22 protein-coding genes are annotated in these 24,642 nt (G+C 67.7%); 3 read left to right on the top strand and 19 right to left on the bottom strand.

The genetic code is table 11. The features are described 5' to 3' along the window. Positions 1-60 precede the first annotated feature (60 nt). From aroQ to KQH53_13250, 19 genes are all read right to left on the bottom strand, one after another. Positions 61-495, bottom strand: a complete 435-nt coding sequence (gene aroQ, locus KQH53_13160) for a type II 3-dehydroquinate dehydratase (GenBank protein MCB2227620.1) — start codon at positions 493-495, stop codon at positions 61-63. Further along, entirely contained in the window at positions 492-1,553 is a 1,062-nt protein-coding gene (aroC, locus tag KQH53_13165) for a chorismate synthase (GenBank protein ID MCB2227621.1), read from the bottom strand. The genes aroQ and aroC overlap by 4 nt, the downstream gene beginning before the upstream one ends. A gap of 1 nt (position 1,554) precedes the next feature. Continuing rightward, a complete protein-coding gene (locus KQH53_13170; protein ID MCB2227622.1) occupies positions 1,555-3,111 on the bottom strand; it encodes a bifunctional shikimate kinase/3-dehydroquinate synthase in 1,557 nt (518 codons plus the stop codon). Next, a complete protein-coding gene (locus KQH53_13175; GenBank protein MCB2227623.1) occupies positions 3,108-3,926 on the bottom strand; it encodes a shikimate dehydrogenase in 819 nt (272 codons plus the stop codon). The genes KQH53_13170 and KQH53_13175 overlap by 4 nt, the downstream gene beginning before the upstream one ends. Further along, entirely contained in the window at positions 3,923-5,170 is a 1,248-nt protein-coding gene (gene aroA, locus KQH53_13180) for a 3-phosphoshikimate 1-carboxyvinyltransferase (protein ID MCB2227624.1), read from the bottom strand. Before aroA ends, KQH53_13175 begins: the two co-directional genes overlap by 4 nt. Beyond that, the gene (gene aroF / locus KQH53_13185; protein MCB2227625.1) at positions 5,167-6,207 is read right to left on the bottom strand and encodes a 3-deoxy-7-phosphoheptulonate synthase; all 1,041 of its coding nucleotides are present in this window, start codon (positions 6,205-6,207) and stop codon (positions 5,167-5,169) included. The genes aroA and aroF overlap by 4 nt, the downstream gene beginning before the upstream one ends. Positions 6,208-6,220: 13 nt before the next feature. Further along, positions 6,221-6,847, bottom strand: a complete 627-nt coding sequence (locus KQH53_13190; protein MCB2227626.1) for an aminodeoxychorismate/anthranilate synthase component II — start codon at positions 6,845-6,847, stop codon at positions 6,221-6,223. Next, complete coding sequence (locus tag KQH53_13195; protein ID MCB2227627.1) at positions 6,844-8,232, bottom strand: anthranilate synthase component I family protein; 1,389 nt, start codon at positions 8,230-8,232, stop codon at positions 6,844-6,846. The genes KQH53_13190 and KQH53_13195 overlap by 4 nt, the downstream gene beginning before the upstream one ends. Positions 8,233-8,554: 322 nt before the next feature. Next, positions 8,555-9,172: a molybdopterin-dependent oxidoreductase gene (locus KQH53_13200; GenBank protein ID MCB2227628.1), complete on the bottom strand. Its 618-nt coding sequence runs from the start codon at positions 9,170-9,172 to the stop codon at positions 8,555-8,557. An 82-nt stretch (positions 9,173-9,254) separates the two neighbouring features. Then, positions 9,255-10,115, bottom strand: a complete 861-nt coding sequence (gene tatC / locus KQH53_13205; GenBank protein MCB2227629.1) for a twin-arginine translocase subunit TatC — start codon at positions 10,113-10,115, stop codon at positions 9,255-9,257. Beyond that, positions 10,116-10,571 (bottom strand): Sec-independent protein translocase protein TatB, encoded by a 456-nt coding sequence (gene tatB / locus KQH53_13210; GenBank protein MCB2227630.1) that lies wholly within the window; start codon positions 10,569-10,571, stop codon positions 10,116-10,118. Between the two features lie 29 nt (positions 10,572-10,600). After that, positions 10,601-12,460, bottom strand: a complete 1,860-nt coding sequence (gene uvrC / locus KQH53_13215; protein ID MCB2227631.1) for an excinuclease ABC subunit UvrC — start codon at positions 12,458-12,460, stop codon at positions 10,601-10,603. A 14-nt stretch (positions 12,461-12,474) separates the two neighbouring features. Further along, positions 12,475-13,380 (bottom strand): alpha/beta hydrolase, encoded by a 906-nt coding sequence (locus KQH53_13220; GenBank protein ID MCB2227632.1) that lies wholly within the window; start codon positions 13,378-13,380, stop codon positions 12,475-12,477. Further along, positions 13,380-15,416 carry an excinuclease ABC subunit UvrB gene (gene uvrB / locus KQH53_13225; protein MCB2227633.1) on the bottom strand — a complete coding sequence of 679 codons (2,037 nt, stop codon included), beginning with the start codon at positions 15,414-15,416 and terminating at the stop codon, positions 13,380-13,382. The genes KQH53_13220 and uvrB overlap by 1 nt, the downstream gene beginning before the upstream one ends. A 15-nt stretch (positions 15,417-15,431) precedes the next feature. Next, positions 15,432-16,028 carry an NAD(P)H-dependent oxidoreductase gene (locus KQH53_13230; GenBank protein MCB2227634.1) on the bottom strand — a complete coding sequence of 199 codons (597 nt, stop codon included), beginning with the start codon at positions 16,026-16,028 and terminating at the stop codon, positions 15,432-15,434. A gap of 160 nt (positions 16,029-16,188) precedes the next feature. Next, positions 16,189-16,908 carry a hypothetical protein gene (locus KQH53_13235; protein MCB2227635.1) on the bottom strand — a complete coding sequence of 240 codons (720 nt, stop codon included), beginning with the start codon at positions 16,906-16,908 and terminating at the stop codon, positions 16,189-16,191. Positions 16,909-16,920: 12 nt separating this feature from the next. Beyond that, a complete protein-coding gene (gene cysS, locus KQH53_13240; protein ID MCB2227636.1) occupies positions 16,921-18,423 on the bottom strand; it encodes a cysteine--tRNA ligase in 1,503 nt (500 codons plus the stop codon). A gap of 31 nt (positions 18,424-18,454) precedes the next feature. Then, entirely contained in the window at positions 18,455-19,003 is a 549-nt protein-coding gene (gene ispF, locus KQH53_13245; GenBank protein MCB2227637.1) for a 2-C-methyl-D-erythritol 2,4-cyclodiphosphate synthase, read from the bottom strand. Between the two features lie 684 nt (positions 19,004-19,687). Continuing rightward, positions 19,688-21,499 (bottom strand): chloride channel protein, encoded by a 1,812-nt coding sequence (locus KQH53_13250; protein ID MCB2227638.1) that lies wholly within the window; start codon positions 21,497-21,499, stop codon positions 19,688-19,690. A 166-nt stretch (positions 21,500-21,665) separates the two neighbouring features. On the opposite strand from KQH53_13250, the gene KQH53_13255 reads away from it, so the two are divergent. From KQH53_13255 to KQH53_13265, 3 genes are read left to right on the top strand one after another with little or no spacing between them, the layout of a single operon-like run. Continuing rightward, the gene (locus KQH53_13255) at positions 21,666-22,355 is read left to right on the top strand and encodes a response regulator transcription factor (GenBank protein ID MCB2227639.1); all 690 of its coding nucleotides are present in this window, start codon (positions 21,666-21,668) and stop codon (positions 22,353-22,355) included. Beyond that, complete coding sequence (locus tag KQH53_13260; protein ID MCB2227640.1) at positions 22,352-24,163, top strand: HAMP domain-containing protein; 1,812 nt, start codon at positions 22,352-22,354, stop codon at positions 24,161-24,163. Before KQH53_13255 ends, KQH53_13260 begins: the two co-directional genes overlap by 4 nt. Beyond that, on the top strand, positions 24,160-24,606 hold the full coding sequence (locus KQH53_13265; GenBank protein MCB2227641.1) for an arsenate reductase ArsC: 447 nt from the start codon (positions 24,160-24,162) through the stop codon (positions 24,604-24,606). The genes KQH53_13260 and KQH53_13265 overlap by 4 nt, the downstream gene beginning before the upstream one ends. Positions 24,607-24,642 lie beyond the last annotated feature (36 nt).

Raw genomic sequence — 24,642 nt, forward strand, 5'->3', positions numbered from 1 at the left:
GTAAACTCTCCCGAACCGTCCTTGTCAAGAGCTAAAAAGTAGCTGTCCCCTATGTAACCCTCATGCCACGCAGGTTTCGGCCAGCCATTCCAGGGCCAGGGCATAGGAGCGCCAGCCGAATCCGGCGATGGAGCCCGCCGCCGCCCCGGCCAGGTAGGACACGTGCCGGAAAGGCTCCCGGGCCGCCGGGTTGCTTAGGTGCACCTCCACCACCGGCACTCCGCAGCACAGCGCCGCATCGCGCAGAGCCACGCTGGTGTGGGTGTAAGCCGCCGCGTTGAGCACAACCCCGGCGCAGGTTTCGCCCGCCCCTTGCAGGGCGCTCACCAGCTCGCCCTCGGAGTTGGATTGCGTGAACTCCAGCTCCAGGCCCAGCTTATCGGCCTTGCCTTGCAGGCGCTGGTTGATCTCGTCCAGGGTCAGGCTGCCGTAATGCTCCGACTCGCGGCGGCCCAGCATGTTCAGGTTGGGGCCGTTGAGCACCAGGATCTTCATGACTCGCTCCTCGCTTGGGCCTTTTGCATCAGCCAGGCGTCGGCCAGCACCAGGGCGGCCATGGCCTCGGCCACCGGCGCGATGCGCGGGCAAAGGCAGGGATCGTGGCGGCCGTGGGTTTCGATCTCCACCGCCTCGCCGCTCAGGCTCTGGGTGCGCTGGGGCCGGCCGATGGAAGGCGTGGGTTTTATGGCCAGGCGCAGCACGATGGGCATGGCGTTGCTGATGCCGCCCAGGATGCCGCCCGCGTGGTTGCTCAGGAAACCGTCCGCGTCCATCTGGTCGTTGTTGGCCGAGCCCCTGCGGCTGGCCACGGCAAAGCCGTCGCCGATCTCCACCCCCTTGACTCCGCCTATGGAGAGCATGGCTCCCCCCAGGCGGGCGTCGAGCTTGTCGAACACCGGGTCGCCCAGGCCGGCGGGCACGCCGCGAGCCACCAACTCCACCACCCCGCCCACCGAGTCGCCGGCCGCGCGGGCGGCCTGAATCTCGGCCACCATGGCCTCGGCTTGGGACGGGTCGGCCGCGCGCAGTAGGTGCCCACGGGCAAAGGCCAGGTCGATGGCCTCGGCTTTCACCGCGCCCACCTGGATGGTGTAGGCGGCCAGCTCCACGCCCAGGGGAGCCAGCACCACCCGGGCCACCGCCCCGGCGGCCACCCGGGCCCAGGTCTCGCGGCCCGAGGCGCGCCCCCCGCCCGGCTGGGGCGGGACGCCGTATTTCTGGAAGTAGGTGTAGTCCGCGTGGCCGGGGCGGAAGCGGTCGGCCAGCTTGGCGTAGTCGCCGGAGCGGGCGTCTCGGTTCCGGGTGATCATGGCGATGGGGCTGCCCAGGGTGCGGCCCTCGGCCACGCCGGAGAGTATCTCCACCTGGTCCGCCTCTTGGCGGGCGGTGGTCAGGGGTGAAGCGCCGGGACGCCGCCGGTCCAGCTCGGTCTGCACCTGCTCCGCGCTCAGGGGCAGCCCGGCGGGTACGCCCTCCACCACCGCGCCCAGACCCACGCCGTGGGATTCGCCAAAGGTGGCCACCCGGAGGATGCGTCCCATAAAGCTGCCCATCTCAATCCCTCACTTGCTCGATGGCCTTGGCCAACTCGCGCGGCTTCACGTCGTCCACCACCAGCGGCCGCCCCACGCCCTGGAGCAGCACGAAGCGCACCTTGCCGCCCTGGTTCTTCTTGTCGTTGAGCATGATCTCCCAGGCCTCCTCCGCCGGAGCCCAGGCCAGGCCAGAGGGCAGCAGGGCCCGCGAGGTCGCGATGATGCCCTCCGCCTCGCCGCCCGGCAGCAGGCCGCGTTCGGCCGAGATCGCCGCCATGACCATCATGCCCGCGGCCACGGCCTGGCCGTGCCCCAGGCGCAGCTTGTGCCAGCCTTCGATGGCGTGGCCGTAGGTGTGGCCCAGGTTCAGTATGGCTCGGCGGCCGCCTTCGCGGAAGTCCTCGCCCACCACCTCGGCCTTGGCCCGCGCCGCCCGGCGCACCACCTCGGCCAGGCCCAGAAGGTCGCCGCCCAGCAGGGTCTCCATTTGCCCCTGGCACAATGCGGCCAAATCGGGATCAGCCACCAGGCCGGTTTTGTAGGCCTCGGCCAGGCCCTCCACCCGCTGCTTGCGCGGCAGGGTGCCCAGGGCCTGCAAATCCAAGAGCACCGCGTGGGGCTGGATGAACACGCCCACCTGGTTCTTGGCAGCGCCCAGGTTCACCGCCGCCTTGCCGCCGATGGAGGCGTCCACACAGCCCAGCAGGGTGGTGGAGGCCAGGGCAAAGCCTAGGCCACGCTTGTAGGTGGCCCCGATAAAGGCGCCCAGGTCGGTGACCACCCCGCCGCCCAGGGCAACCAGCAGGTCGCCCCGCTCCAAGCGGGCGTCCAGCATGGCCTGGTACACCCGCTCCGCCGTGCGCAGGCTCTTGCTGCGTTCGCCCGGAGCCACCTCTATGATCACCGGGTCGCCCAGCACCTCCTGGTAGCGCGTCAGATGCAGGCCCGCCACCTTGCGGTCGGTGAGGAGTGCCGTGCGGCGGCCCTTGGTCAGCTCGCTCAGGGCGGCGGGAGCCTCCCAGGAGCTGTGCACCAGGCACAGCCGGCCCTCCATCTCCAGGGGATACTCCTCCACTCCCAGCAGGCCGGCGGCCACGGTCTGGGCCGCCTGCTCAGCGTCCAGGCGGTCCACCTCCACCTTGAGGTCGCAATCGCCGTAGGCCTCTTGCCGGGCCTGGAAGAGCCGCTCCACCGCGCCCGCGTCCTGCCACATGGGCCGGGTGGAGACCGCGTGCGGCCCCAGGCGCTGGCGGCAGGTGTCCAGGCAGGCGTCCAGGTGCACGATGCGCCCGCTGCGGTGCATGAGCTCGCGGTTGGCCTGGCTGACCGCCGCGCCGCCGCCGGTATCCACCACCAGGCCGCTTTCCTCGGCCAGGGCGGTCAGCTCCTGGTTCTCCAGGCGGCGAAAAGCCTCCTCGCCTTTTTGGGCGAAAACCTCGGGGATGGGCTTGCCCGCCCGGCGCACGATGCGCTGGTCCAGGCTGACCAAGCGGCGGCCCAGGGCCTTGGCCAAGAGGCGGCCGACGGTGCTCTTGCCCGCGCCCATGAAGCCGGTGAGGTAGATGTTGCCGCTCATGCCGATGTCTCCAGGGTAGCCAGGAAGCGCGCGGCCGAGACCTCACGGCCGGTCCAGCGCGTAAAGCTTAGGGCCGCCTGGGCGGCCAGCATGGGCAGGCCGTCGCAAAAGCCCGCGCCTTGTTGCCCGGCCAGGGCCGCCCAGAAATTTTCCTCGCGCCCGTAGTTGATGTCCATCACTTGCTGCAATCCTTCGGCCCGCAGGCCGGCGGCCCAGGCGGCCAGCTCGGGCGATTCCGCCTGGCTGGAGGCGCTGGCCGTGTTGACCAGCAGGGCCGCTTCGCGGGCGGCCTCCACGGCCTGCTCCATGTCCAGGGCCTCGCCGCCCAAGGCGGCGCACAGCTCGCGGGCCTGCTCCAACCGGCGGGCGGCCACCCACAGGGGAGACGCGCCCAGATTGTACAGGGCCCGCACCACCGCCCTGGCCGCGCCTCCGGCCCCCACCACCAGGGCGGGGCGTCCGGCGGCCGCGTTGCCCGCGCCCGCCAGGGCCTCGGCGAAACCGGGGCAGTCGGTGTTGCTGCCCAGCAGGCGGCCATCCTCAACCGCGATGGTGTTCACCGCGCCCAGCAGGGCGGCCTCGTCCGTCACCTCGTGCAGAAAAGAGATCACCGCCTGCTTGTGAGGCACGGTCACGTTGACCCCGTGGAATCCCTGCTCCGCGAGGGCCTGCACGAATGCGCCCACCGCGTCAGGCTCCACGGGCAGGGCTTCGTAGCTGCCCGCCAGGCCGCACTCAGCCAGCACCGCGTTGTGCATGCGCGGCGACAGCGAGCGCAATACCCGCTGGTCTCCCATGACTCCCAGGCGCATCAAGAAACCAGCCCCTCCAGGTCGCGGTAAAAGTCCGGATAAGATACCCCAGCGCACTCGGCCTGCGCCACCTTGGGCAGCGCGCCGTTGAGCAGCCCGGCCACGGCCAGGGTCATGGCGATGCGGTGATCGCCGAAGGACTCGTACTGGCCGCTGGTGTCCAGGGGTGTGGGGCCCTCGATGATCAGGTCGTCGCCGTCCTCGCGCAGGCTTGCGCTCATGGCGCCCAGCTGGCTGGTTATGGCGGCCAGGCGGTCCGACTCCTTCACCCGCAGCTCGCCCACCGCGCGCATGATGGTGGTGCCTTCGGCCTGGCTGGCGGCCAGGGCCAGGATGGGCACCTCGTCCACCAACAGGGGGATCTCTTCGGCCAACACCTCGGTGGCCCGCAGGCTCGGGCTGTAGCTAGCTGTCACCCGGCCCCAGGGCTCGGGGGTGGCGCCCTGCTCCTCGATGGTCAGCTCCGCGCCCATGCGCTCCAGCACGGTGAGAAGGCCGATGCGCGTGGGGTTGAGGCCCACGCCCTCGCACACCACCCGGCTGCCCGGAATGATCAGCGCGGCCACGATCATGAAGGCGGCGGCCGAGATGTCGCCCGGCACCCGCAGGCTCTCGGGTAAGGTGAGCCCCGAGGGCCTCACCCGCCAGCCGCCCTCGGCCGGGGCCAGGTCCGCGCCCATGGCCGTGAACAACAGCTCGGTGTGGTCCCGGCTGGGGTGGGGCTCGCGCACGATGGTCTCGCCCTCGGCCTGGAGCCCGGCCAAAAGCAGGGCGCTCTTGAGCTGGGCGCTGGCCACGGCCAGATCGAAGCGCTGGCCGGTCAGCGCGCGGCCCTCGATGCTCAGCGGCGGGCGTCCGTCGGTGGTGGTCACGCTGGCGCCCATCTGGTTGAGCGGGTCGGCCACCCGGGCCATGGGTCGCCGCCGCAAGGACTCGTCACCGTCCAGGGAATAACGGCCCGGCCGCCCGGCCAAGAGGCCGGTCAACAGGCGCATGGTGGTGCCCGAGTTGCCGCAGTCCACGGCCACGCTGCTCAGGGTGCCTTCCGCGCCGTGCACCAGCAGGGCCTCGCCCTCGGCCTCGACCTTGCCACCCAGGGCGCGCACCGCGTTCACGGTGCTGGCGCAGTCCGCGCAGGGCGAGAAGTTCTGCACCCGGCAGACGCCCCTGGCCAGCAAGGAGAACAGGGCCACGCGGTGGGAGATGGACTTGTCCCCCGGCGGGGTCACCGATCCGTTCAGGCTCATGCCGAGGCCTCCCGCACCCTGCGGCCCACCGCGGCGGCCACCCCGCGCAGGCCGTCCATCATGGCCGCGAACTCCTCGGGCCGTAGGCTCTGGCGGCCGTCGCTAAAGGCTTCCTCGGGCTTGGGATGCACCTCCACCAAAAGGCCGTCCGCCCCGGCGGCCACGGCGGCCAGGGCCAGGGAGGGCACCAGCTCGCGCTTGCCCGCCGCGTGGCTGGGGTCCACCACCACGGGGAGGTGGGTGTACTGCTTTAAGAGAGGCACGGCCGAGAGGTCCAGGGTGTTGCGGGTCTCGGTCTCAAAGGTGCGAATGCCCCGCTCGCAGAGCATCACCTGCCAGTTGCCCCGGGCCAGGATGTACTCGGCCGACAAGAGCAGCTCCTTGATGGAGGCCATCATGCCGCGCTTCAAGAGCACCGGCCGGTCGGTGTCGCCCACCGCCTCCAGGAGCGAAAAGTTCTGCATGTTGCGGGTGCCGATCTGCAAGACATCGGCGTAGCGCGCCACCAGGGGCACCTCCGAGGCGCTGAGCACCTCGGTGATGATGGGCAGGCCGGTCATCTCGCGGGCCTCGGCCATGATCTTGAGCCCCTCCTCGCCCAGGCCCCGGAAAGAGTAGGGGCTGGAGCGCGGCTTGAAGGCCCCGCCCCGCAAGGCCCCGGCCCCGGCCCGGTCCAGGAGGGCGGCGGTCTCCAAAAAGTTTTCGCGGCTCTCCACCGCGCAGGGGCCGCCCACCACCAGCACCTCGGGCCCGCCCACGCTGATGCTGCCCAGGTCAATGACCGTGGGCTGGTCGCGGAAGCTCTTGGATGCCAGCTTCCAGGACTTCTCGAAGTTGGTGATCTCCTCCACCCCGGGGAGTCCGCCGATTTCCTGGCCCAGGCGCTTGGCCTCGGCCTGGCTGATCTCCTCCACCACTCCCAGCACCACCTGGGGGTCGGGCGAGATGATGCGCGGCTCCAAGCCCGCGTCGCGCAGGGTGGAGATTACCTTGGCCACCTCCATCTTGGGGCAGCCTTGTTGCATGGTGATGACCATGATCGCTCCTCGTCTAGACCGCGGGGGCCGCGCCCAGGCTATCGCCCGCGCCGTTAAGGGGCAGAGCGTGCTCCAGGTGCCGGCGCAGGAAGTTCTTGAACAACAGCACCCCCTGGGCGGTGGCGATGGACTCGGGGTGGAACTGCACCCCTTCCACCGGCAGCTCTTTGTGCCGCAGCCCCATCACCTCGCCCTCCAGGGTGTAGGCCGAGATGACCAGCGGGGCCTTAACGCTGTCCTCGGGCACCACCAGGGAATGGTAGCGCGCGGCCACGAAAGGATTGCGCAGGCCGGCGTAGAGGCCCCGCGCGTCGTGGAACACCTCGGAGACCTTGCCGTGCATGGGCTTGTTGGAGCGCACCACCTTGGCCCCGAACACCTGGGCGATGGCCTGGTGCCCAAGACATACACCAAGAATGGGGAAGCTGCCCGCGTAGCGCTCGATGGCCGCGCAGGAGATGCCCGCGTCCTCGGGGCGGCCCGGCCCGGGCGAGATGATCAGGGCCTCGGGCTCCAGCTCGCCGATGGCCTCCACCGGCACCACGTCGTTGCGCATCACCTCCAGCTCGCAGCCCAGGGCGCCCAGGGCCTGCACGATGTTGTAGGTGAAGGAATCGTAATTGTCGATTACCGCGATCATGCCTGCCCCTCCGCGGCCAGGCGCAGAGCGGCGATGCCCTGCCCCGCCTTGTGGCAAATCTCCTCGTACTCCATGGCCGGGTCGCTGTCGGCCACGATGCCCGCGCCCACCTGCAACACGAAGCGGCCCTCCTGGAACTGGATGGTGCGGATGCCGATGCAGGTGTCCATGTATTGCCCCGGCCCGAAGCAGCCCACCGCCCCGCCGTAGGGGCCCCGGGCCACACCCTCCAGCTCGTTGATGATCTCCATGGCCCGCACCTTGGGCGCGCCGGACAGGGTGCCCGCCGGGAAGGAAGCCCTAAAGGCGTCCCACACCTTGAGCTCCGGGTCCACCTCGCCCTCCACCTGGGAAACGATGTGCATCACGTGGCTGTAGCGCTCCACGGTCATGTAGGGCTCCACCTCCACCGTGCCGTAGCGGCTCACCCGGCCGGCGTCGTTGCGGGCCAGGTCCACCAGCATCACGTGCTCGGCCCGCTCCTTGGGCGAGGCCATCATCTCCTGCTCCAGGGCGCGGTCCTGGGCCGGGTCGGCCGAGCGGCCCCGGGTGCCGGCGATGGGCCGGAGCATGACCCGGCCGTTCTCCACCTTGACCAGGGTCTCGGGCGAGGAGCCCACCAAATGGAAGTCCGGGAACTTGAGAAAGAACATGTAGGGCGAGGGGCTCTTTACGCGCAACCAGCGGTACACGGCCAGGGGGTCCAGGTCCGTGGTGCCGGTGAATCGGGCCGAGGGCACTACCTGGAAGATGTCACCGGCCATGATGTATTCCTTGGCCTTTTCCACCGCGGCCATGAAGGGCTCAGCCTCGGGCGGGGTCACCTCCACGCTGCCCGGCTCGGTGGACAGGCGCGCCGCCCGGTGCAGGCCCTCGTTGATCTCGCCCAGCATGGCCTTGCCCGCGTCATCGCTCTCGGCCAGGGCCACCAGGGTCAGCTTGCGCTGGAGGTGGTCGAAGATGGCGAAGCGGGAGGGGAAGCAGAGCCGGGCCACGGGCAGATGGTGGGGCGCGATGGGGGGCAGCTTTTCCACCAGGCGAACCGCCTCGTAGCCCACATAGCCCATGAGCGAACCCACGAAGGGCAGCGGAGGCAGGCCCTCGCAGGCCAGCTCGTCCATCACCCCCTGGGCCACGTCGAAGAACTCGGACGCCGGGTGCTCCGCGATCTGGCCGCCGTGGTCCACCACCACGGTGTCCGGCTCCAGACGCAGGCTGGTTACCGGGTCCCAGGCCACGATGGAGTAGCGGCCCACGTTCTCCACCCCCTCCGCGCTCTCGAACAGGAAGGAGTTGTCTTCCCCGGAGCAGAGCTTCACATAGGCCGAGACCGGCGTGTCGGCATCGGCCAGCAGTTCGCGCGTATAGGCTTTCAGCATTGCCATGGCGTCCCCTTGCCCGCCGACCAAAGAAAAAGCCCACCGTCTGAGTGACGGTGGGCTCTAAGTCTTGGTCGGGGGTTGGTTCTAGTCGGTCACATCCCCGGTGGAGCGCACCGTCAGCGGTGGACGCCACCAATAAAACCAGAGGCCAAACACGGGCACACCAGCGCCAGCCGCCTGGGGGCAGAGGCCGGAGTTGCTCGGGTTTTGGCTGCGGTCAGTCATTTTGTATACAATCTCCAATTCCTGCTCAGTATGACCCTGGGCGGAATTTTGTCAAGCCCCTTTTTTAGCAGCCAATTTATTAGTGCGTTATTACAGGCAGTTAATAGCGTTCGCTGGCGTCGGCCTTATTGGAATAGCCCCGCTTCTCCCAGTAGCCCTTCACCGGCTTGGCCAAAACTTCGATGCGGGTGATCCACTTGGCCCACTTGTAGCCCAGCTTGCCCGGCGCCACCAGTTGGAAGGGCCAGCCCCGGGTGGCGTCCAACTCCAGGCCGTTGATGCGGTAGCCCAACAAGATTTTGTCGCCGCTCAGATACTTGAGCGGCAGGCCGGTGGAGTAACCCTCCACCGAGTGGAACATCACAAAGGCGGCCTCGGGTTTGACCCCGGCCAAGGCCAGCAGCTCACGGATGCGCGGCCCCTGGTAGAGCAAGGTCTCGGTCCAGCCCTCCACGCAGGGCATGAGCACCACTTCCTTGACCGAAGGCAGAGCGGTCACCTGCTGATAGGTGAGCGACTGGGGCCGCTCCACCAGGCCGTCGATCTTGAGGCGGTAGGCCTTGCGGTCCACCTTTTGGGGCCCGCGAATGGAATTGTCGTACTCGCGGTGATAGGGGCTCAGCTTCTTGCCCTGAAAGGTCTTTATCTCCTGCCCGGCCAAAGCCGCCGGGGCCAGGCCCAGGGCCAAGATCAAAACCGCTATGCTGAAAACGCGCATGGACATACCTCTCCCCGCAAAGCCCCTCTCAAGCTAAAGGCTACGCCGGAAGTGGGATTGAAACAAGCCGCTGGGGAAAGGCCTAGTGCTCGTCCTCGTGCTCACCCTCTTCGTCGCCGCCTTCGAGCTCGGCTTCTTCCGCCGCCTGACGCTCGGCTTTCTTCTTTTCGGTGGCCATGACCATCCAGATGGATATCTCGTAAAGAAGGATGAGCGGGACGGCCATCATGCACTGGGTGACCACGTCGGGCGGGGTGAACATGGCCCCGGCGACGAACATGATGAGGATGGCGTACTTGCGGTTCTTCTTGAGGCCCTTGCTGCTCACCACACCGATGCGGCCCAGAAACACCAGCACCAGGGGCATCTCGAAGATGACCCCGAAGGCGAACAGCAGAGTGGAGCTGAAGGAGAGGTAGGACTTCAGGCTGAGCATGGGCACGATGTCGTCGGTGGCGAAGCTCATGAAGAACTGGAAGGCGTAGGGGAAGACCATGGTGTAGCAGAACACCGCCCCCACAATGAACAGCACCGAGGAAACCGTCACAAAGGGCCACACCGCCTTGCGCTCGTGATCGTAGAGGCCCGGGGCGATGAAGCGCCAGAATTGATAGAAGATAAAGGGCGATGCCGCCACGATGGCCGCCAGCAGGGCGATTTTCAGATAGGTAAAAAAGGCCTCTGCCGGGGCGGTGTAGATCAGCTTGGCGTCCGGGGGCATGGCCGCCTTGAGCGGACGGGCCAGCCCTTGGTACAGCTCTTCCTTGAAGAAATAGGTGCACAGGAAGCACACCCCCACCGCGATGGCCGAACGCACCAGGCGGGAGCGCAGCTCTTCCAGATGGCCCAGGAAAGGCATGCGCGAGGCTTCGTCGTCCTCGTGCTCCTCCGGTTCGGCCTCGTATTGATCCTCGGCCTCTGGCGGTCGGTCCTGGTCAGACATCTAGGATTCTTTGCGCTCGGGAGGGGCTGGGCTGGGGGTAACGTCGATGACCGGGGCGTCCTCGGCAGCCGCTTCGGCTTCGGGCGGCTTCTGGGCCACCTCCACGGAGGCCTCCTTGTCGGCCTCGCCGGGCTTGCCCTGGATCTCGTCCATGAGGGCGTGGCGGCCCGAGAGGTCCAGCTTGGGCTCCTTGGGCTCCACCAGGGGGTTGACCTCCTCCAGCATCTTCTTGGGGTTAACCTCGTCCAAGGTGTCGCGGAAGGATTTGTTCAGACCCTTGATATCCTGATAGGTCTGGTTGTCGGCGAATTCATCTTTGATCTCATCGGCCGCTTTGCGGAACTGACTGAGACCTTTGCCCAAGCTTTTGGCCATATCCGGCAGTTTCTTGGGCCCCACCACGATCAGGGCCACCACCAAGATGATGAGCAGCTCGGGCATGCCGATACCAAACATGCGCTACCTCCCAGGAATACTGCCGAAGTCTACTTTGGGCCTTGGGTAGTGTCAAGGGCGGCCAAGAACTCGGCCAATCGGGCGGCGGTGTTCTGGTCCAGCCCGCCCCGCTGGGCCAGCTCCCCTGCCCGGGCCTTCTTGAGCGCGGCCAGGGAGCCGAAGGCCTTGAGCAAGGCTGTTTTCTTCTTGGGGCCGATGCCCGGCACCTCTTCCAAGATGCTTTTGGTGAGCGCCTTCTTGCGCAGCAGGCGGTGATAAGTGATGGCAAAGCGGTGAGCCTCGTCCCTGAGGCGCATCAACAAGAGCAGGGCCGGATCGCCTTCGTGCAGGTTGAGCGGGTTCTTGCGCCCCGGGGTGTAGATGCGGTCCGGCTCGCCGGGGGCGCGGCCCTTGGCAATGGAGGCCAAGGCGGGGCGCTGGGCAAAGGGCAGCGCCTCCACCGCGCTCACCGCCATGGAGAGCTGGCCCTTGCCGCCGTCCAGGAGCAGCAGGTCCGGAGGCGGGTCGTCGCCGCCCAGGCGCCGGGCCAAGACATGGGCCATGGCCGCGTAGTCGTCGCCCCCGCCCTCGCCGCCCAAGACCTTGTAGCGGCGGTAATGCCCTTTGTCCAGCTCACCGCCGGCCATGGCCACCAGGCCGGCCACGGTGAGGCTGCCGCCCAGATGGGAGATGTCCAGGCACTCCATGGCGTGCGGGAGTTGGGCCAGGCCCAGCTTCTTCCCCAGGCGCTCCAGGGCCGGACCCGGGCCGGGCTGGTCGTGGCGGGCCTGGGCCGCGTTGAGCACGGCCAGTTCAAGGAGCTTTTTCTTTTCTCCCCGCTGGGGAAGGCGCAGCTCCACCTTGCGCCCGGCCTTTTCGCCCAGCACCTCGGCCACCAGGGAGGGCGCGGGCGGCATCTGCGAGAGCAGGATCAAGGGCGGCGGCGGGGAGGTGTCGTAGAGCATGACCAGGGCCTGGGCCATGGCCTCGTCCGGCGACAGGGCCGCGCGGCTGAGGTCGTGCACCTTGCCGCCTTCCACCTGGCCCCCGCGCACCCGCACTTGGGCCAGGCGCATCCCCTCTTCCGTGGCGTGCAGGGCCAGCGCGTCCAGGTCTTCCTCGGCCGGGCCGGAGACCTGCTGCTTCTCCAAGGTGCGGGTCAGCGCCTGCCAGCGGTCGCGCAGGAGAGCCGCCTCCTCGAAGCGCTCGTTCTTGGCCGCGGCCTCCATCTCCCCTTGCAGCCGCTTGGCCAGGGCTTGCCCCTTGCCCGCGAAGAACTCCTCCAGCTCCTTGACCAGCAGGCCGTACTCCTTTGCGCTGATCTTGCCCGCGCAGGGCGCGAAGCAGCGGCCTGTCTCGTAGTCCAGGCAAGGACGGCCCCGGTTCTTGAGGGCCGCGTCCGAACAGCGGCGCAGGGGGAAGATGCGCTGCAAAAGGTACATGGTCTGGCGGGCCGCGCCCGCGCTCTGGAAAGGGCCGAAATACTTGGCCCCGTCGCCCAGCTTGGGACGGCGCACCAGGGACAAGCGGGGGAACTCGTGCTGCCGGGTGAGCCGGAAGTAGGGGTAGCTTTTGTCGTCGCGCAGGTCGGCGTTGTAGCGGGGGCGGTGCTTCTTGATGAGCGTGTTCTCCAGGAGAAGGGCTTCCTTCTCGCTGGAGGTGATCACGAAATCCACCGAGGCCACGTGGCTGACCATGATGGCCACCTTGGTGGCGTACCAGTCAGGGCCCGAGAGCGGCCGGGTGTAGGAGGTGAGCCGGTTCTTGAGGCGCTTGGCCTTGCCCACGTAGATCACCCGGCCCCGCGCGTCCTTCATCAGGTACACGCCCGGGTTCAGGGGCACGTGGGCCAGGGCCTGCTTTATGGCCTCCGCGCCACGGGGCTTATCTTTGGCTGGGCTCTCCGGCAAGGCTTTCCCGCTGGTTACTTGACCTGTCTGTCCCGCACCGCCGCACCGTCCACAAAGCCTAGGATCAGGGCGTTGACCTCGGCCGCCTTCTCCAGCATGAGGAAGTGCCCCACCCCGCTGATGGTGTGGTAGCTCAGGTGGGGGAACAGGGCGCGCATCTGGGCCTCCCAGTCCGGGGGTAGGAACTGGCTGGGCACCGCGATGATCAGGGCGGGGATGCCCAGCGCCTTGCCGTCCCAGTTGGCCGGGTCCACGAAATGCTTCATGGAGCTACGTCCCACGTGCCAGGGCGTGGCCATGGCCTGATCCTTGATCCACTGGCGCAGGGCCGGGGGCGTGGCCGGGTCCTGCATGGCGTCAAAGAAGGGCCCCACTTTACTCTGGCCGTCCGGGCCCTGGAACTGGGCCGCAAAGGCCTGGGCCTGGGCGATCCACTGCTCGCGGGCCTTGGGGTCTTGGGGCGGCTGGCCCAGGGCTCCGTCCAGCGAGACCAACGCCCGCACCCGCGCCGGATGCTCCAGGGCGATGCGCCGGGCAAGAGCAGCGCCCATGCTGTGCCCTATGAGCACCGCGTTTTTAATCCCAGCCTTGTCCATCACCGCCAACACCGAACGGGCCAGGTATTCCTGGGTGTAGGCCACCTGAGGCGCGGCGCTCTTGCCGTGGCCGATCAGGTCCAGGGCGATGACCCGGTGCTTGGCGGCTAGGCCGGGAACCATGTCCTTGTAGAACTGGTGGTTGCAGATCCAGCCATGGATGAGCACCAGGGCCGGCTGGCCCTTGCCCTGGTCGGTGTAGAAAACCTTGTGCCCGTCCAACTCGGCATATGCGCCCTGCCCAGCCAGGACCGGAACCGCCCCCAGGATGAGGGCCAACGCCAGGGCCAGGCCCAAGGCCCGCCGCATGATGCTACATCGCATTATTCCAACCCCCTCCACTCAAGCTCCATGGCTTGCAGTTGCTTGATTTTGTCGCGGATGAGCGCCGCCTCCTCGAAGCGCAGGTCCTTGGCCATCTGCTCCATCTCCTCGCGCAGCTCGGCGATGCGCCCGGGAATCTCCTCCAGCTCCCACTCCGGCTCCTCATCCACCAGCTCCACGGTGGAGTAGTCGGCCGCGATCTCGTGGGGCAGCATGGCTCCGATGGCCTTGATGATGCTCTTGGGCGTGATGTGGTGCTCGCGGTTGTACTCCTCCTGCACCGCGCGCCGCCGCTCGGTCTCCTCCATGGCCCGGGCCATGGAGTCGGTGATCTTGTCGGCGTAGAGCAGCACCCGGCCCTCCAGGTTGCGCGCCGCGCGGCCCGTGGTCTGGATCAGGCTGCGGGTGGAGCGCAGGAAGCCCTCGCGGTCCGCGTCCAGGATGGCCACCAGGCTCACCTCGGGCAAATCCAGGCCCTCGCGCAAGAGGTTGATCCCCACCAAGACGTCGAACACACCCTTCCTGAGATCGCGGATGATCTCCACCCGCTCGATGGTGTCGATGTCGCTGTGCAGGTAGCGCACCTTGAGGCCCATCTCGTCGAAGTACTCGGTGAGCTCCTCGGCCATGCGCTTGGTCAGGGTGGTCACCAGGGCGCGCTGGCCCTTGGCGGTTATCTCGCGCAGTTCGCCCAGGAGGTCGTCCACCTGGCCAGAGGCCGGGCGCACCTCGATTATGGGGTCCATGAGCCCGGTGGGGCGGATGATCTGCTCCACCACCACCCCGCCCGCCTTTTCCAACTCATAGTCCGCCGGGGTGGCCGAGACATAGACCACCTGGTCGGTGTGGGTCTGGAACTCGTCGAAGTTGAGCGGCCGGTTGTCCAGGGCGCTGGGCAAGCGAAAGCCGTACTCCACCAGGGTCTCCTTGCGGGAGCGGTCGCCGAAGTACATGCCCCGCACCTGGGGCATGGTAATGTGGCTCTCGTCAACGATGAGCAGCCACTTCTGGGGAAAGTAGTCCAGCAGGGTGGGCGGGGCCTGGCCCGGCGCGCGGCCGGTGAGATGTCGCGAGTAGTTCTCGATGCCGTGGCAGAAGCCCAGCTCCTTCATCATCTCCAAATCGAACAGGGTGCGCTCCCGGATGCGCTGGGCCTCGATGAGCTTGTTGTTGGCCTCGAAATGGGCGGTGCGCTCGGCCAGCTCCCCGCGGATGGCGCTCATGGCCTGCACCCGGATGTTCTCGCTGGTCACGTAGTGGCTGGCCGGGAAAATCGTCACCCGAGGAGCCTTTTCCAGGGCCACCCCGCGTAGGGGGTCGATGAAGGCGATCTCCTCCACCTCGTCGCCGAAAAAGGAGATGCGCACCGCGCGCTCCTCCTCGTAGGCCGGGAAGACCTCGATGGTGTCGCCGCGCACCCGGAAGGTGCCGCGATGGAAGGAGTACTCGTTGCGCTCGTAGAGCATCTCCACCAAGGTGCGCAGCACCTGGTCGCGGTCCGCCTCCTTGCCCTGCTCCAGATACACGATCATTCCCGCGTAGGCCTCGGGCGAGCCCAGGCCGTAGATGCAGGACACGCTGGCCACGATAATCACGTCCTGGCGGGTGAGCAGGCTGTAGGTGGCCGCGTGGCGCATCTTGTCGATGCGCTCGTTGATGGACGAGTCTTTCTCGATGTAGGTGTCGCTGGCCGGAATGTAGGCCTCGGGCTGGTAGTAGTCGTAGTAGGAGACGAAGTACTCCACCGCGTTGTGGGGGAACAGGGCCTTGAACTCGCCGTAGAGCTGGGCGGCCAGGGTCTTGTTGGGGGCCAGCACCAGGGTGGGCAGGCCCGCGTTGACCACCACGTTGGCCATGGTGAAGGTCTTGCCGGAGCCGGTGACCCCCAGGAGCACCTGGTGCTCGATGCCCTCGGCCAGGCCCCGGCTCAGCTCGTCGATGGCCTTGGGCTGGTCGCCCTGGGGCGAGAACTCGCTGACCAGCTCGAATTTGGCCTCGCTGGGAGCGGTGCGCCACCAGTGGGAAGTATGGTCGATCTCGCGGGGCACGGCTTACTCCCGGGGGAAGGCCTGGGCCAACATGGCCTCGGCTTGGTCCAGCCAGGCCGCGCGTTGGGCCTGGTCGCTCAGGCAGATCACCCCGAAGAGGCGGCGATAGAACCGGGGCGTGCCGCACAGGCCGAACACGCAGTCGCGCCACAGCCGCTCCAGGGGATCGCTGAAAACATCTATCTCGCGCTGCGGGGGCGTGTTGCCGGTGTTGAACACCACCACCGCCTTGGCGGGCAACAGGCCCTGGGGAACCCCCTCGCCGCCGTCGCCCTCTAGGAAACGATAGGCCCGCCCCGGCCTAAACACCCGGTCGATCCAGCCCTTCATGATGGCCGGAGGCATGCCCCACCAGTTGGGGTGCACGATCACCACGCCGTCGGCGGCCTCCAGGTCGCGGCAGTGCGCCTCGATGGCCGGAGGCAGAGCGGCGCCTTCCGGGAATTCCTCCTGCCACAGCATCGGGTCGAAGCCCTCGGCGTAGAGGTCGTGGAAGACGACCTCATGGCCCAGCCCGGTCAGGGCCTGGCGGGAGCGCGCGGCCAGGGCCGCGTTGAAGCTGGCCGGGTCGGGATGAGCCAGCACCAGCAATATGCGCATTATGGACTCTCCTGGCCCCCATATTTCATGAAAGCCGTGTGTCCGGCTGTGCCGGGCCAGGGTACAAACCATACCCTGGCAGCGTAGGTGCATTTTTCATAACGACCCCAATAAATGGGTTCGTTGTTTAGTGCCACCCAGCCCTCATGAAATATGCGGGCTAGGAGAAGGTGATCTCGCCGAAAAAGTCGGGCACCTGCTCGCGGAAGGAGCGGGCGAAGCGGCGGGGGAAGATGACCCGGCGCACGTCGTCCAGGGTGAAGTCCAGGTTGCCGAACACCCGCCACTCCCGCTCCATGTAATAGTTCTTGTCGTCGTCCGGGGGCAGCCCCTCCTGAAAGAACTTCACAAAGCTGAAGAAGTGGTAGACCAGGAAGCCGAACAGGTCGGTGATCTCCTTGGTTTCGCGGGCCTGGGTTTCGTCCTGGTCCGCGTTGGGGCGGTGGAGCTTGTAGGCGTCGTAAAAGGCCCAGAGCTCGTCGTGCTTCTCGTCGAAGTACTCGGCCAGGGTGCGCTCCTTGCCGTCCGGCGGAGTTATGCGCGCGTTGCGGGCCACGTAGTAGACCGGGTTGGCCCCCCGCGCGATGAGGAAGGCCTTGGGAAAGGCCAGGCCGAAGCGGCTGAACTTGCCCATGTGGATGCCCAGGTCGGGCACCGGGATGTCGGAGAAGCACACTACGTTGGAGCGGTAGGACTCGTTATCCGAGAAAGTCTGGTCGGCCTGAAAGCGCACCCCGCCGTCCACGTTCTTGCCCAAACGTCCCGAACGCAGGATCTCCACCAGCAGGGCGAACTGCCGCTCGTGGGCGTCGTACTCGTGGCGAAAGCTGCGCCCCACGAAATGGGTCAGCTCGTTGCTCACATAGCGTTGCAGGCTCACGGAGTCCCTTCCCTACTCGGCCAGCCGCCAGCGGGTGCCCTCGGGGCCATCCTCCAGGAGCACGCCCATGTCGGTGAGCTCGTCGCGGATGCGGTCGGCGGCGGCGAAGTCCTTGTCCTTGCGGGCCTGGGTCCGCTGGGCGATGAGCGCCTCGATCTGGTCCGGGTCGGGCCCCTCGCCCGCGGCCGGCGCGCTGGACTGCAAAAACTCCATGGGGTCCTCGGCCAGGATGCCCAGGCGGCCGCCCAGGTTGCGCAAACGCGCGGCGGCCAGGCCCAACAGGGCCTCCTTGGCCGAAGCGGGCTTCATGCCGCCCTTGCCCAGCATGGGCTTGTCCGGGGCGGGCTCGGGCTCGGCGGCCAGCTTGTTGGTGGTCTTGGCCAGGCTGAACAGGGCCCCCAGGGCGCGGGGGGTGTTGAAGTCGTCGTCCATGGCCGCCTCGAACTCGGCGGCGTGGGCGTCGATCTGGGCCATCCACTCCAGCTCGCTGGGCCGGGTGAGGCGCTGCTTGAGCATCTTGTCCTCGGGCGGGGCGGCTTCGCGCAGGGCGATGTAGAGCCGCTCCAAGCCCTGGCCCGCCTCCTTGAGCGCCGCGTCACTGAAGTCCAGAGGCGCGCGGTAGTGCTTGGAGAGCAGGAACAGCCGGAGCACCTCGGGCTTCACGGTCTTTAGTATGTCGCCCACGGTGAAGAAGTTGCCCAGGGACTTGGACATCTTCTCGTGGTTCACCCGCACGAAGCCGTTGTGCACCCAATAGTGGGCAAAGGGCACCCCGCTCAGGGCCTCGGACTGGGCCCGCTCGTTCTCGTGGTGGGGAAACAGGAGATCCTCGCCCCCGCCATGGATGTCGAAAGTCTTGCCCAAATACTCCTGGCTCATCACCGAGCACTCGATGTGCCAGCCCGGGCGGCCCGGCCCCCAGGGGCTCTCCCAGGAGGGCTCGCCGGGCTTGGAGCCCTTCCAGAGCACGAAGTCCATGGGGTTGTTCTTACGCTGGTCCACCGCGATGCGGGCCCCGGCCTGCATCTGGTCGATGTCACGGCCGCTGAGCTTGCCGTAGTCCGCGAAGCTGTCCACCGCGAACAAGACGTCGCCGCCCTCCACCGGATAGGCGTGGCCCTTGTCGATGAGCGCCGACACCATCTCCACGATGCCCGCGATGTGCTCGGTGGCCCGGGGCTCGGTGGTGGCGGGCAGAACGTGCAGCGCCTCCATGGCCTCGGTAAAGGCGTCGATGTTGCGCTGGGTCAGGGCCCGCCAATCCTCGCCGGTCTCATTGGCCCGCTTGATGATCTTGTCGTCAATGTCGGTGAAGTTGCGCACGTAGGCGATCTTCCACCCCTTGGAGCGCAGATGGCGGTGGATGGCGTCAAAGGCCACGTAGCAGCGGGCGTGGCCGATGTGGGGCTCGTCGTAGACCGTTACCCCGCAGACGTACATGCTCACCTGTCCCGGGACCAGGGGAACGAACTCTTCCTTTTTGCGCGTCTGCGAGTTGTATATGAACAAGGACATCAGTTACTCCGCTCACTCGGGATGCTTGAATTCAGCGCGGCACAATGCGGGCCGTGGCCAGGGCGGCCATGCCCTCGCCCCGCCCCACGAAGCCCAGGCCCTCGGTGGTGCTGGCCGCCACATTCACCAGGCCGGGCTCCAGGCCCAGGGCCTCGGCCAAACGGGCGCGCATGGCCGGGTAGTGGGGCGCGATCTTGGGCGCCTGGGCCAAAAGGGTGGCGCTCACCTGGGCCGGTTGCCAGCCCGCCCCGGCCAGGCGCTCCTTCACCGCCCCCAGCAGGGCGATGCTGTCCGCGCCGGCAAAGGCCGGGTCGCTGTCCGGGAACATCTGGCCGATGTCTCCCATACCGGCCGCCGCCAACAGGGCGTCCATCACCGCGTGGGTGAGGACGTCCGCGTCGGAATGGCCCAACAGGCCCCGGTCGTGCTCCAACTCCACCCCGCCTAAAACCAGGCGGCGGCCCGGCTCCAGGCGGTGGGCGTCGAAACCCTGCCCCACCCGCTCGCCGCCGCCCAAAAGGCCCCTGGCCAGGGCCAGGTCCTCGGGGGTGGTCACCTTGAAATTGTCTCGCCCGCCCATGACCAGCCTCACCTTGCCGCCGATGCGCTCCACCAGGCCCGCCTCGTCGGTGGCGTAATAGCCCTCGGCCTGCGCGGCGGCCATGGCCTTTAGCAGCAGCTCCCGCTCAAAAACCTGGGGCGTCTGCACCTGCCACAGCTCGGAGCGGTCCAGGGTCTGGGCCACCAGGCCCTCCGCGTCGGCGCGCTTGACCGTGTCCGCCGCCGGGGCCGCGGCTATGGCCGCGCCGGTCTCCACCGCCGCTGCCAGCACCCGGGCAAAGAGCTCGGGCGGGGCCAGGGGACGGGCCGCGTCGTGGATGACCAGCCACTGGGCACCCAGCTCGCAGGCGGCGGCCACTCCGGCGGCCACGCTGTCTTGGCGCTGGGCCCCGCCGGGCACCACCGCAGCCACCTTGCTCAGGCCAAAGGGCGCAATACAGCTATCCCGGGTCTCGGTCTCGGCGCCGGGGGGGCACACCACCACCACCGTGGACACCACCTCCGCCTCCTCCAGCGCCATGAGGGTACGCGTGAGGAGCGGGCGGCCGCCCAGGGAAAGAAACTGCTTGGGCCGATCAGCGCCCAGCCGGGAGCCGAACCCGGCGGCGGGCACCACGGCCACCACCTTGCTCTGCATAGGCGCCTCGCGGGTGCAAACAGCTTGAATTCTAGTATCAGGGAACGGTTGGCGCAAGGCCGGGGGCTATTCGGGGTTCATGCGCCGGCTGACTTCCTGGTGATAGGCGGCGGTAACCTCGTTGTGATCCAGCATTCCCAACACATGCTGGCGCCCCTCGAACATCTCCACCACGGGCAACTGGGAGTAGCCGGTGTCCAGGAACTTGAGCAGGGCGTCGTAGAGGCTCTCGCTGGGGCGCAGGCTCACCGGCGAGGTGGCCAGCTCGCCCACCACCACCAAATCGCGCAGGGAGTCCTCGAAGAGCACGGTGCGCACGTTGGTCAGGGACAAGAGCCCCATGAGCATATCGTCGGAGTCGGTGACCGGGAAGATGGTCTGGCCGCTGGAGGCCACCGCCTTTTGCAGGCCAGCGAAGCGGGTGTTGGCCGGCAGGGCGATGAAGGGCTGGTCCGGCTTGAACACCGACTCCACGGTCAGTTCCTCCAACACGTTGACCGTGAGGTCGTCCTCGTGGGCCGGAGACTGGAACTTGTTGGCAACCTGCTTTTCGTAGATGCTGGAGCCCCGGTTGAACAGGATGGCGATCACCGACACCAGCATCAGGGGGGGCAGCAGGGCGTAGGACTGGGTCATCTCGGTGACCATGATCATGGCGCCCAGGGGGGCCTTGGCCGCGCCGGAGAAAAAGGCGGCCATGCCCACCAGCACGTAGGCTCCGGGCTGGGTGACCACCTCGGGGAAGAGCATGTGGCCCACCTGGCCCACCACCCCGCCGATCATGCCGCCGATGAACAGGGTGGGGCCGAAGACCCCGCCACTGCCCCCGGAGCCGATGGTCAGGCTGGTGGTGGCGATCTTGGCCGTGGCCGCCAGGGCCATGACCAGAAGGCTCAGCTCGCCGAAGATGGCCATCTGCAAATAGCCGTAGCCGCCGCCGATGGCCTGGGGCACGAACAGGGCGATGGCCCCCACTCCCAGGCCGCCCAGCATGGGGCGGAAGTGCTTGGGAATGGTCAGGCGGCGGAAGGCGTCGCGGGTGCCGTAGAAGACCTTGACGTAGAGACCGCCGATGGGCGCGCAGACCAGGCCCAGCACCGCGAAGATGGGCAGCTGGCGCGGGTCGTGAGCCACGAAACCCGGGGTGGCGAAGATGGGGTCGAAGCCGAAGACAAAGGTGAACATGGAAAAGGCGATCACCGAGCTGATCACGCAGGGGATGATGGCTTCAGACTCGAAGTCCTCGCGGTAGAGCACCTCGACGCTGGTGATGGCCGCGCCCAGGGGCGCCCGGAAGATGGCCCCCAGGCCGCCGGCGCAGCCAGAGAGCATGAAGATGCGCCGCTCCTGGGTGCTGAGCTTTAGGATGCGCGATATCCAGGAGCCGAAGCCCGCCCCGATCTGGGCGATGGGGCCCTCGCGCCCGGCCGATCCGCCGGTGGCCAGGGTCACTATGGACGCGAAAGACTTAACAAAAGGCACCCGGGTGCGGATGATGCCCCTGAGGTTGTGGAAGGCCGCGATCATGGCGTCCATGCCGTGGCCCTCGGCCTCGGGCGCGAAGGTGTAGACCACCAGGCCCGAGATGAGCCCGCCTATGGCCGGGATGATAAAGAGCAGCCAGGGGCGGTAGGGGGTCTGGGCCACTATGTGCACCAGCTGCTCGCCGGCGGGCTCCGGGGCCGGGGCCCCGGCCAGATAGGCCAGGCAGAACCAGCGGGCCCACTCCAGGGCCACGAAGAAGGCGATGGCCCCCAGGCCGGATACCACCCCGATGAGCACGCTGATGGCGATGCGGCGGGAGGCGTCCTGACGATAGAACCTCATCAGGTCGGCCAGATGGAATATGGTGCGGCGGCTGCGTCCCGCGGGGTTCATTTGCCATGCCTCTCGGGCTAAAGGGCGGACACGGCGCAAAAAATACCATTACAGGGGTATATGTCAATGTTGTGACTCTGCAACACTTGGTATTGCCAAGGCATCTCCTGCTGGTTAAGGTGTTTTAAGTTGTTAACCTCAGCGGAGTTTTCCAAGGAGAACCTAAATGGCCAAAGCCACGGTTTTGGTGGTCGAGGATGAAAAAGACATCATCGACGTGGTCGACTTCAATCTCCAGCAGGCCGGATACCGGGTGCTGAAGGCCGCCGACGGCGCCGAGGGCCTGCGCCTGGCCAAGGACCAGTCCCCGGACCTGGTGGTTCTCGACCTGATGCTTCCGGCCATGGACGGCAAGGAGGTCTGCCGCCGCCTCAAGCAAGGCGAAGCCACCCGCGAGATCCCGGTGCTCATGCTAACCGCTCTGGCTAGCGAGACCGACCGCATCATCGGCTTCGAGATCGGGGCGGACGATTATCTGACCAAGCCCTTCAGCCCCCGCGAGCTGGTGCTCCGGGTCAACGCCATTCTGCGCCGCAGCCAGGAGCCCGCCGGCGACACCGCGCCTCTGAACCTGCCCGGCCTGACCATCGACCCCTCCCGCCACGTGGCTCTGGCCGGGGAGGAAGAGCTGGACCTGACTGCCACCGAGTTCAAGCTGCTGCACTATCTGGCCGCCCACGCGGGCAAGGTGCAGACCCGCGAGGTGCTGCTGTCGCGGGTGTGGGGCTATGCCTACGAGGGCTACGCCCGCACCGTGGACACCCACGTGCGCCGTTTGCGCAAGAAACTGGGCCCCCTGGCCGAGCGCATCGAGACGGTCAGGGGCATCGGCTACCGCTTTAGAGAAGACCTGTGAGCCTGCGCCTGTCCTTCCAGAGCCGCATCCTGGGCGGCTGCCTGGTGGTGGTGGTGTGCACCCTCATCTTCGTGGCCGTGCTCATGGAGCGCTCCCTGGGCAGCCAGATGGTGCAGCAGGTGCGCTCCTCCTTGCAGCACGAGATCCTCACGGTGCGTGAGGTGGTGCGCGACCGCTGGCGGGCCGGCGAGGGCATCTCGGACGGGGACAAGCTGGCCGACCAGCTGGGCCGCATCGTGGGCGCCCGGGTGACCCTGATCACCCCCGACGGCAAGGTGGTGGGCGACAGCCAGATGTCCCGGGCCCAGGTGCCGGAAATGGTGAACCACGCCAACCGGCCCGAGATCGCCGCCGCCCTCAAGAGCGGCGACGGCACAGCGGTGCGCTACAGCTCCACCCTGGGCCTGGACCTGATGTACGTGGCCACCCGCCTGGGAACCCCGGATGGCGAGCAGCTCGTGGTGCGCCTGGCCCTGCCGCTGAGCCAGGTGGACAAGGCCATCGCCCAGACCAGGAGCCTGGTCCTGGGAGCCATCTTCCTGGGGGTGCTCTTAAGCATCGGGGTGGCCTATCTGGTGGCCCGGGGCCTTAGCAAGCCGGTGCAGCAGCTCACCCGCACCGCCACCAGCATCGCCGAGGGCGACCTCTCGCGCCGCTTCACCCGCTACCCCCGCAACGAGATCGGCGACCTGGGGCGGGCCTTCGACCAGATGGCCGACAACCTGCAAAGCACCATCGACGAGATCACCACCTCCCGCGACCGCCTGGAGGCCATCCTGCGGGGCATGGTGGAGGGAGTGCTCTTGACCGACCCGCAGGGCCACGTGCTGGTGGCCAACCGGGCCCTCAAGAAAATGCTCGACCTGGAGTCGGTGCCCGTGGGCAAGCTGCCCTCGGAAATCATCCGCAACGCCGACCTCTTGGAGGCCCTGGACGAGGTGCGGGCCGGGGCAGAGTACGTTTCGCGGGAGTTCGCCACCCTGGGCGAGCCCCAGCGCCACATGGAGGCCCACGTGGTGCGCATGACCGGGGAGGCCGCCGGGGCGGGCCTGGTGTGCGTGCTGCACGACATCACCGAGCGCAAGCGCCTGGAAAAGACCCGGCGCGACTTCGTGGCCAACGTGTCCCACGAGCTGCGCACCCCGCTTACCGCGGTGCGCGGCGCGGCCGAGACGCTCTTGGACGGCGCGGTGGACTCGCCCCAGTTCGCCCGCCGCTTCGCCGAGCTGATCCTCCGGCAATCCCACCGCCTGGAGCGCCTGGTGCAGGACCTGTTGGAGCTGGCCAGCCTGGAGTCGGGCCAATCGCCCCCCCGGCGGCGCGACATCGAGGCGGCCGAGCTGGCCGACTCGGCCTTGGAGGCGGTGACCGACCTGGCCGAGGCGCGGGGGGTGGAGCTGGAGCGCCGTTTGCCGCGTGAGCCGGTGGTTTTCCGGGCCGACGCCCGCCAGCTGGAGCAGGCCCTGCTCAACCTGCTGGATAACGCCATCAAGTACACCGGCGAGGGCGGCAAGGTGAGGCTGAGCATCGAGGACCAGGGCGAGACCGTGGCGCTGAGCGTGAGCGACACCGGACCGGGCATCCCGGCGGAGCATTTGCCGCGCCTGTTCGAGCGCTTCTACCGGGTGGACACCAACCGCTCGCGGGAGATGGGCGGCACCGGCCTGGGCCTGGCCATCGTCAAGCACATCGCTCAGGTGCACCACGGCAAGGTGGAGGTGGACAGCGCCCAGGGCGAGGGTTCCACCTTCCGCCTGGTGCTGCCCCACACCGAGCCCGAGGCCGACACCCAGGAGGAGCAAGCATGAGCCCGGCGGACAAGAAGCGCATCCTGTTCCTGTGCACCGGCAACTCCTGCCGCAGCCAGATGGCCGAGGCTCTGGTCAACCACCTGCGCGGCGATGAGTACCAGGCCTTTTCGGCCGGGGTGTCGCCCCACGGCATCGACCCCCGGGCGGTTAAGGCCATGGCCGAGCTGGGCCTGGACATTTCCGGCAACCGCTCCAAGGACACCAGCGAATTCCTCGACCAACAGTTCGACTACATCGTCACGGTGTGCGACAATGCCCGCGAGAACTGCCCTTTCTTTCCCGGCGCGGCCCAGCGGGTACACGCCGGCTTCCCCGACCCGCCCAGATTGGCCGCCGCGGCCAAGAGCGAGGAGGAGGCCATGGCGCCCTACCGCCGGGTGCGCGACGAGATTAGGGCTTTCGTGGAGCAAATGCCCGCGTCGCTGACGCGGGAGGAATAGCCCGCCGCCCATAGCGGCGAGGCGCGGAACCCGGCC

This window comes from Desulfarculaceae bacterium, from assembly GCA_020444545.1.
Lineage (GTDB): Bacteria > Desulfobacterota > Desulfarculia > Desulfarculales > Desulfarculaceae > Desulfoferula.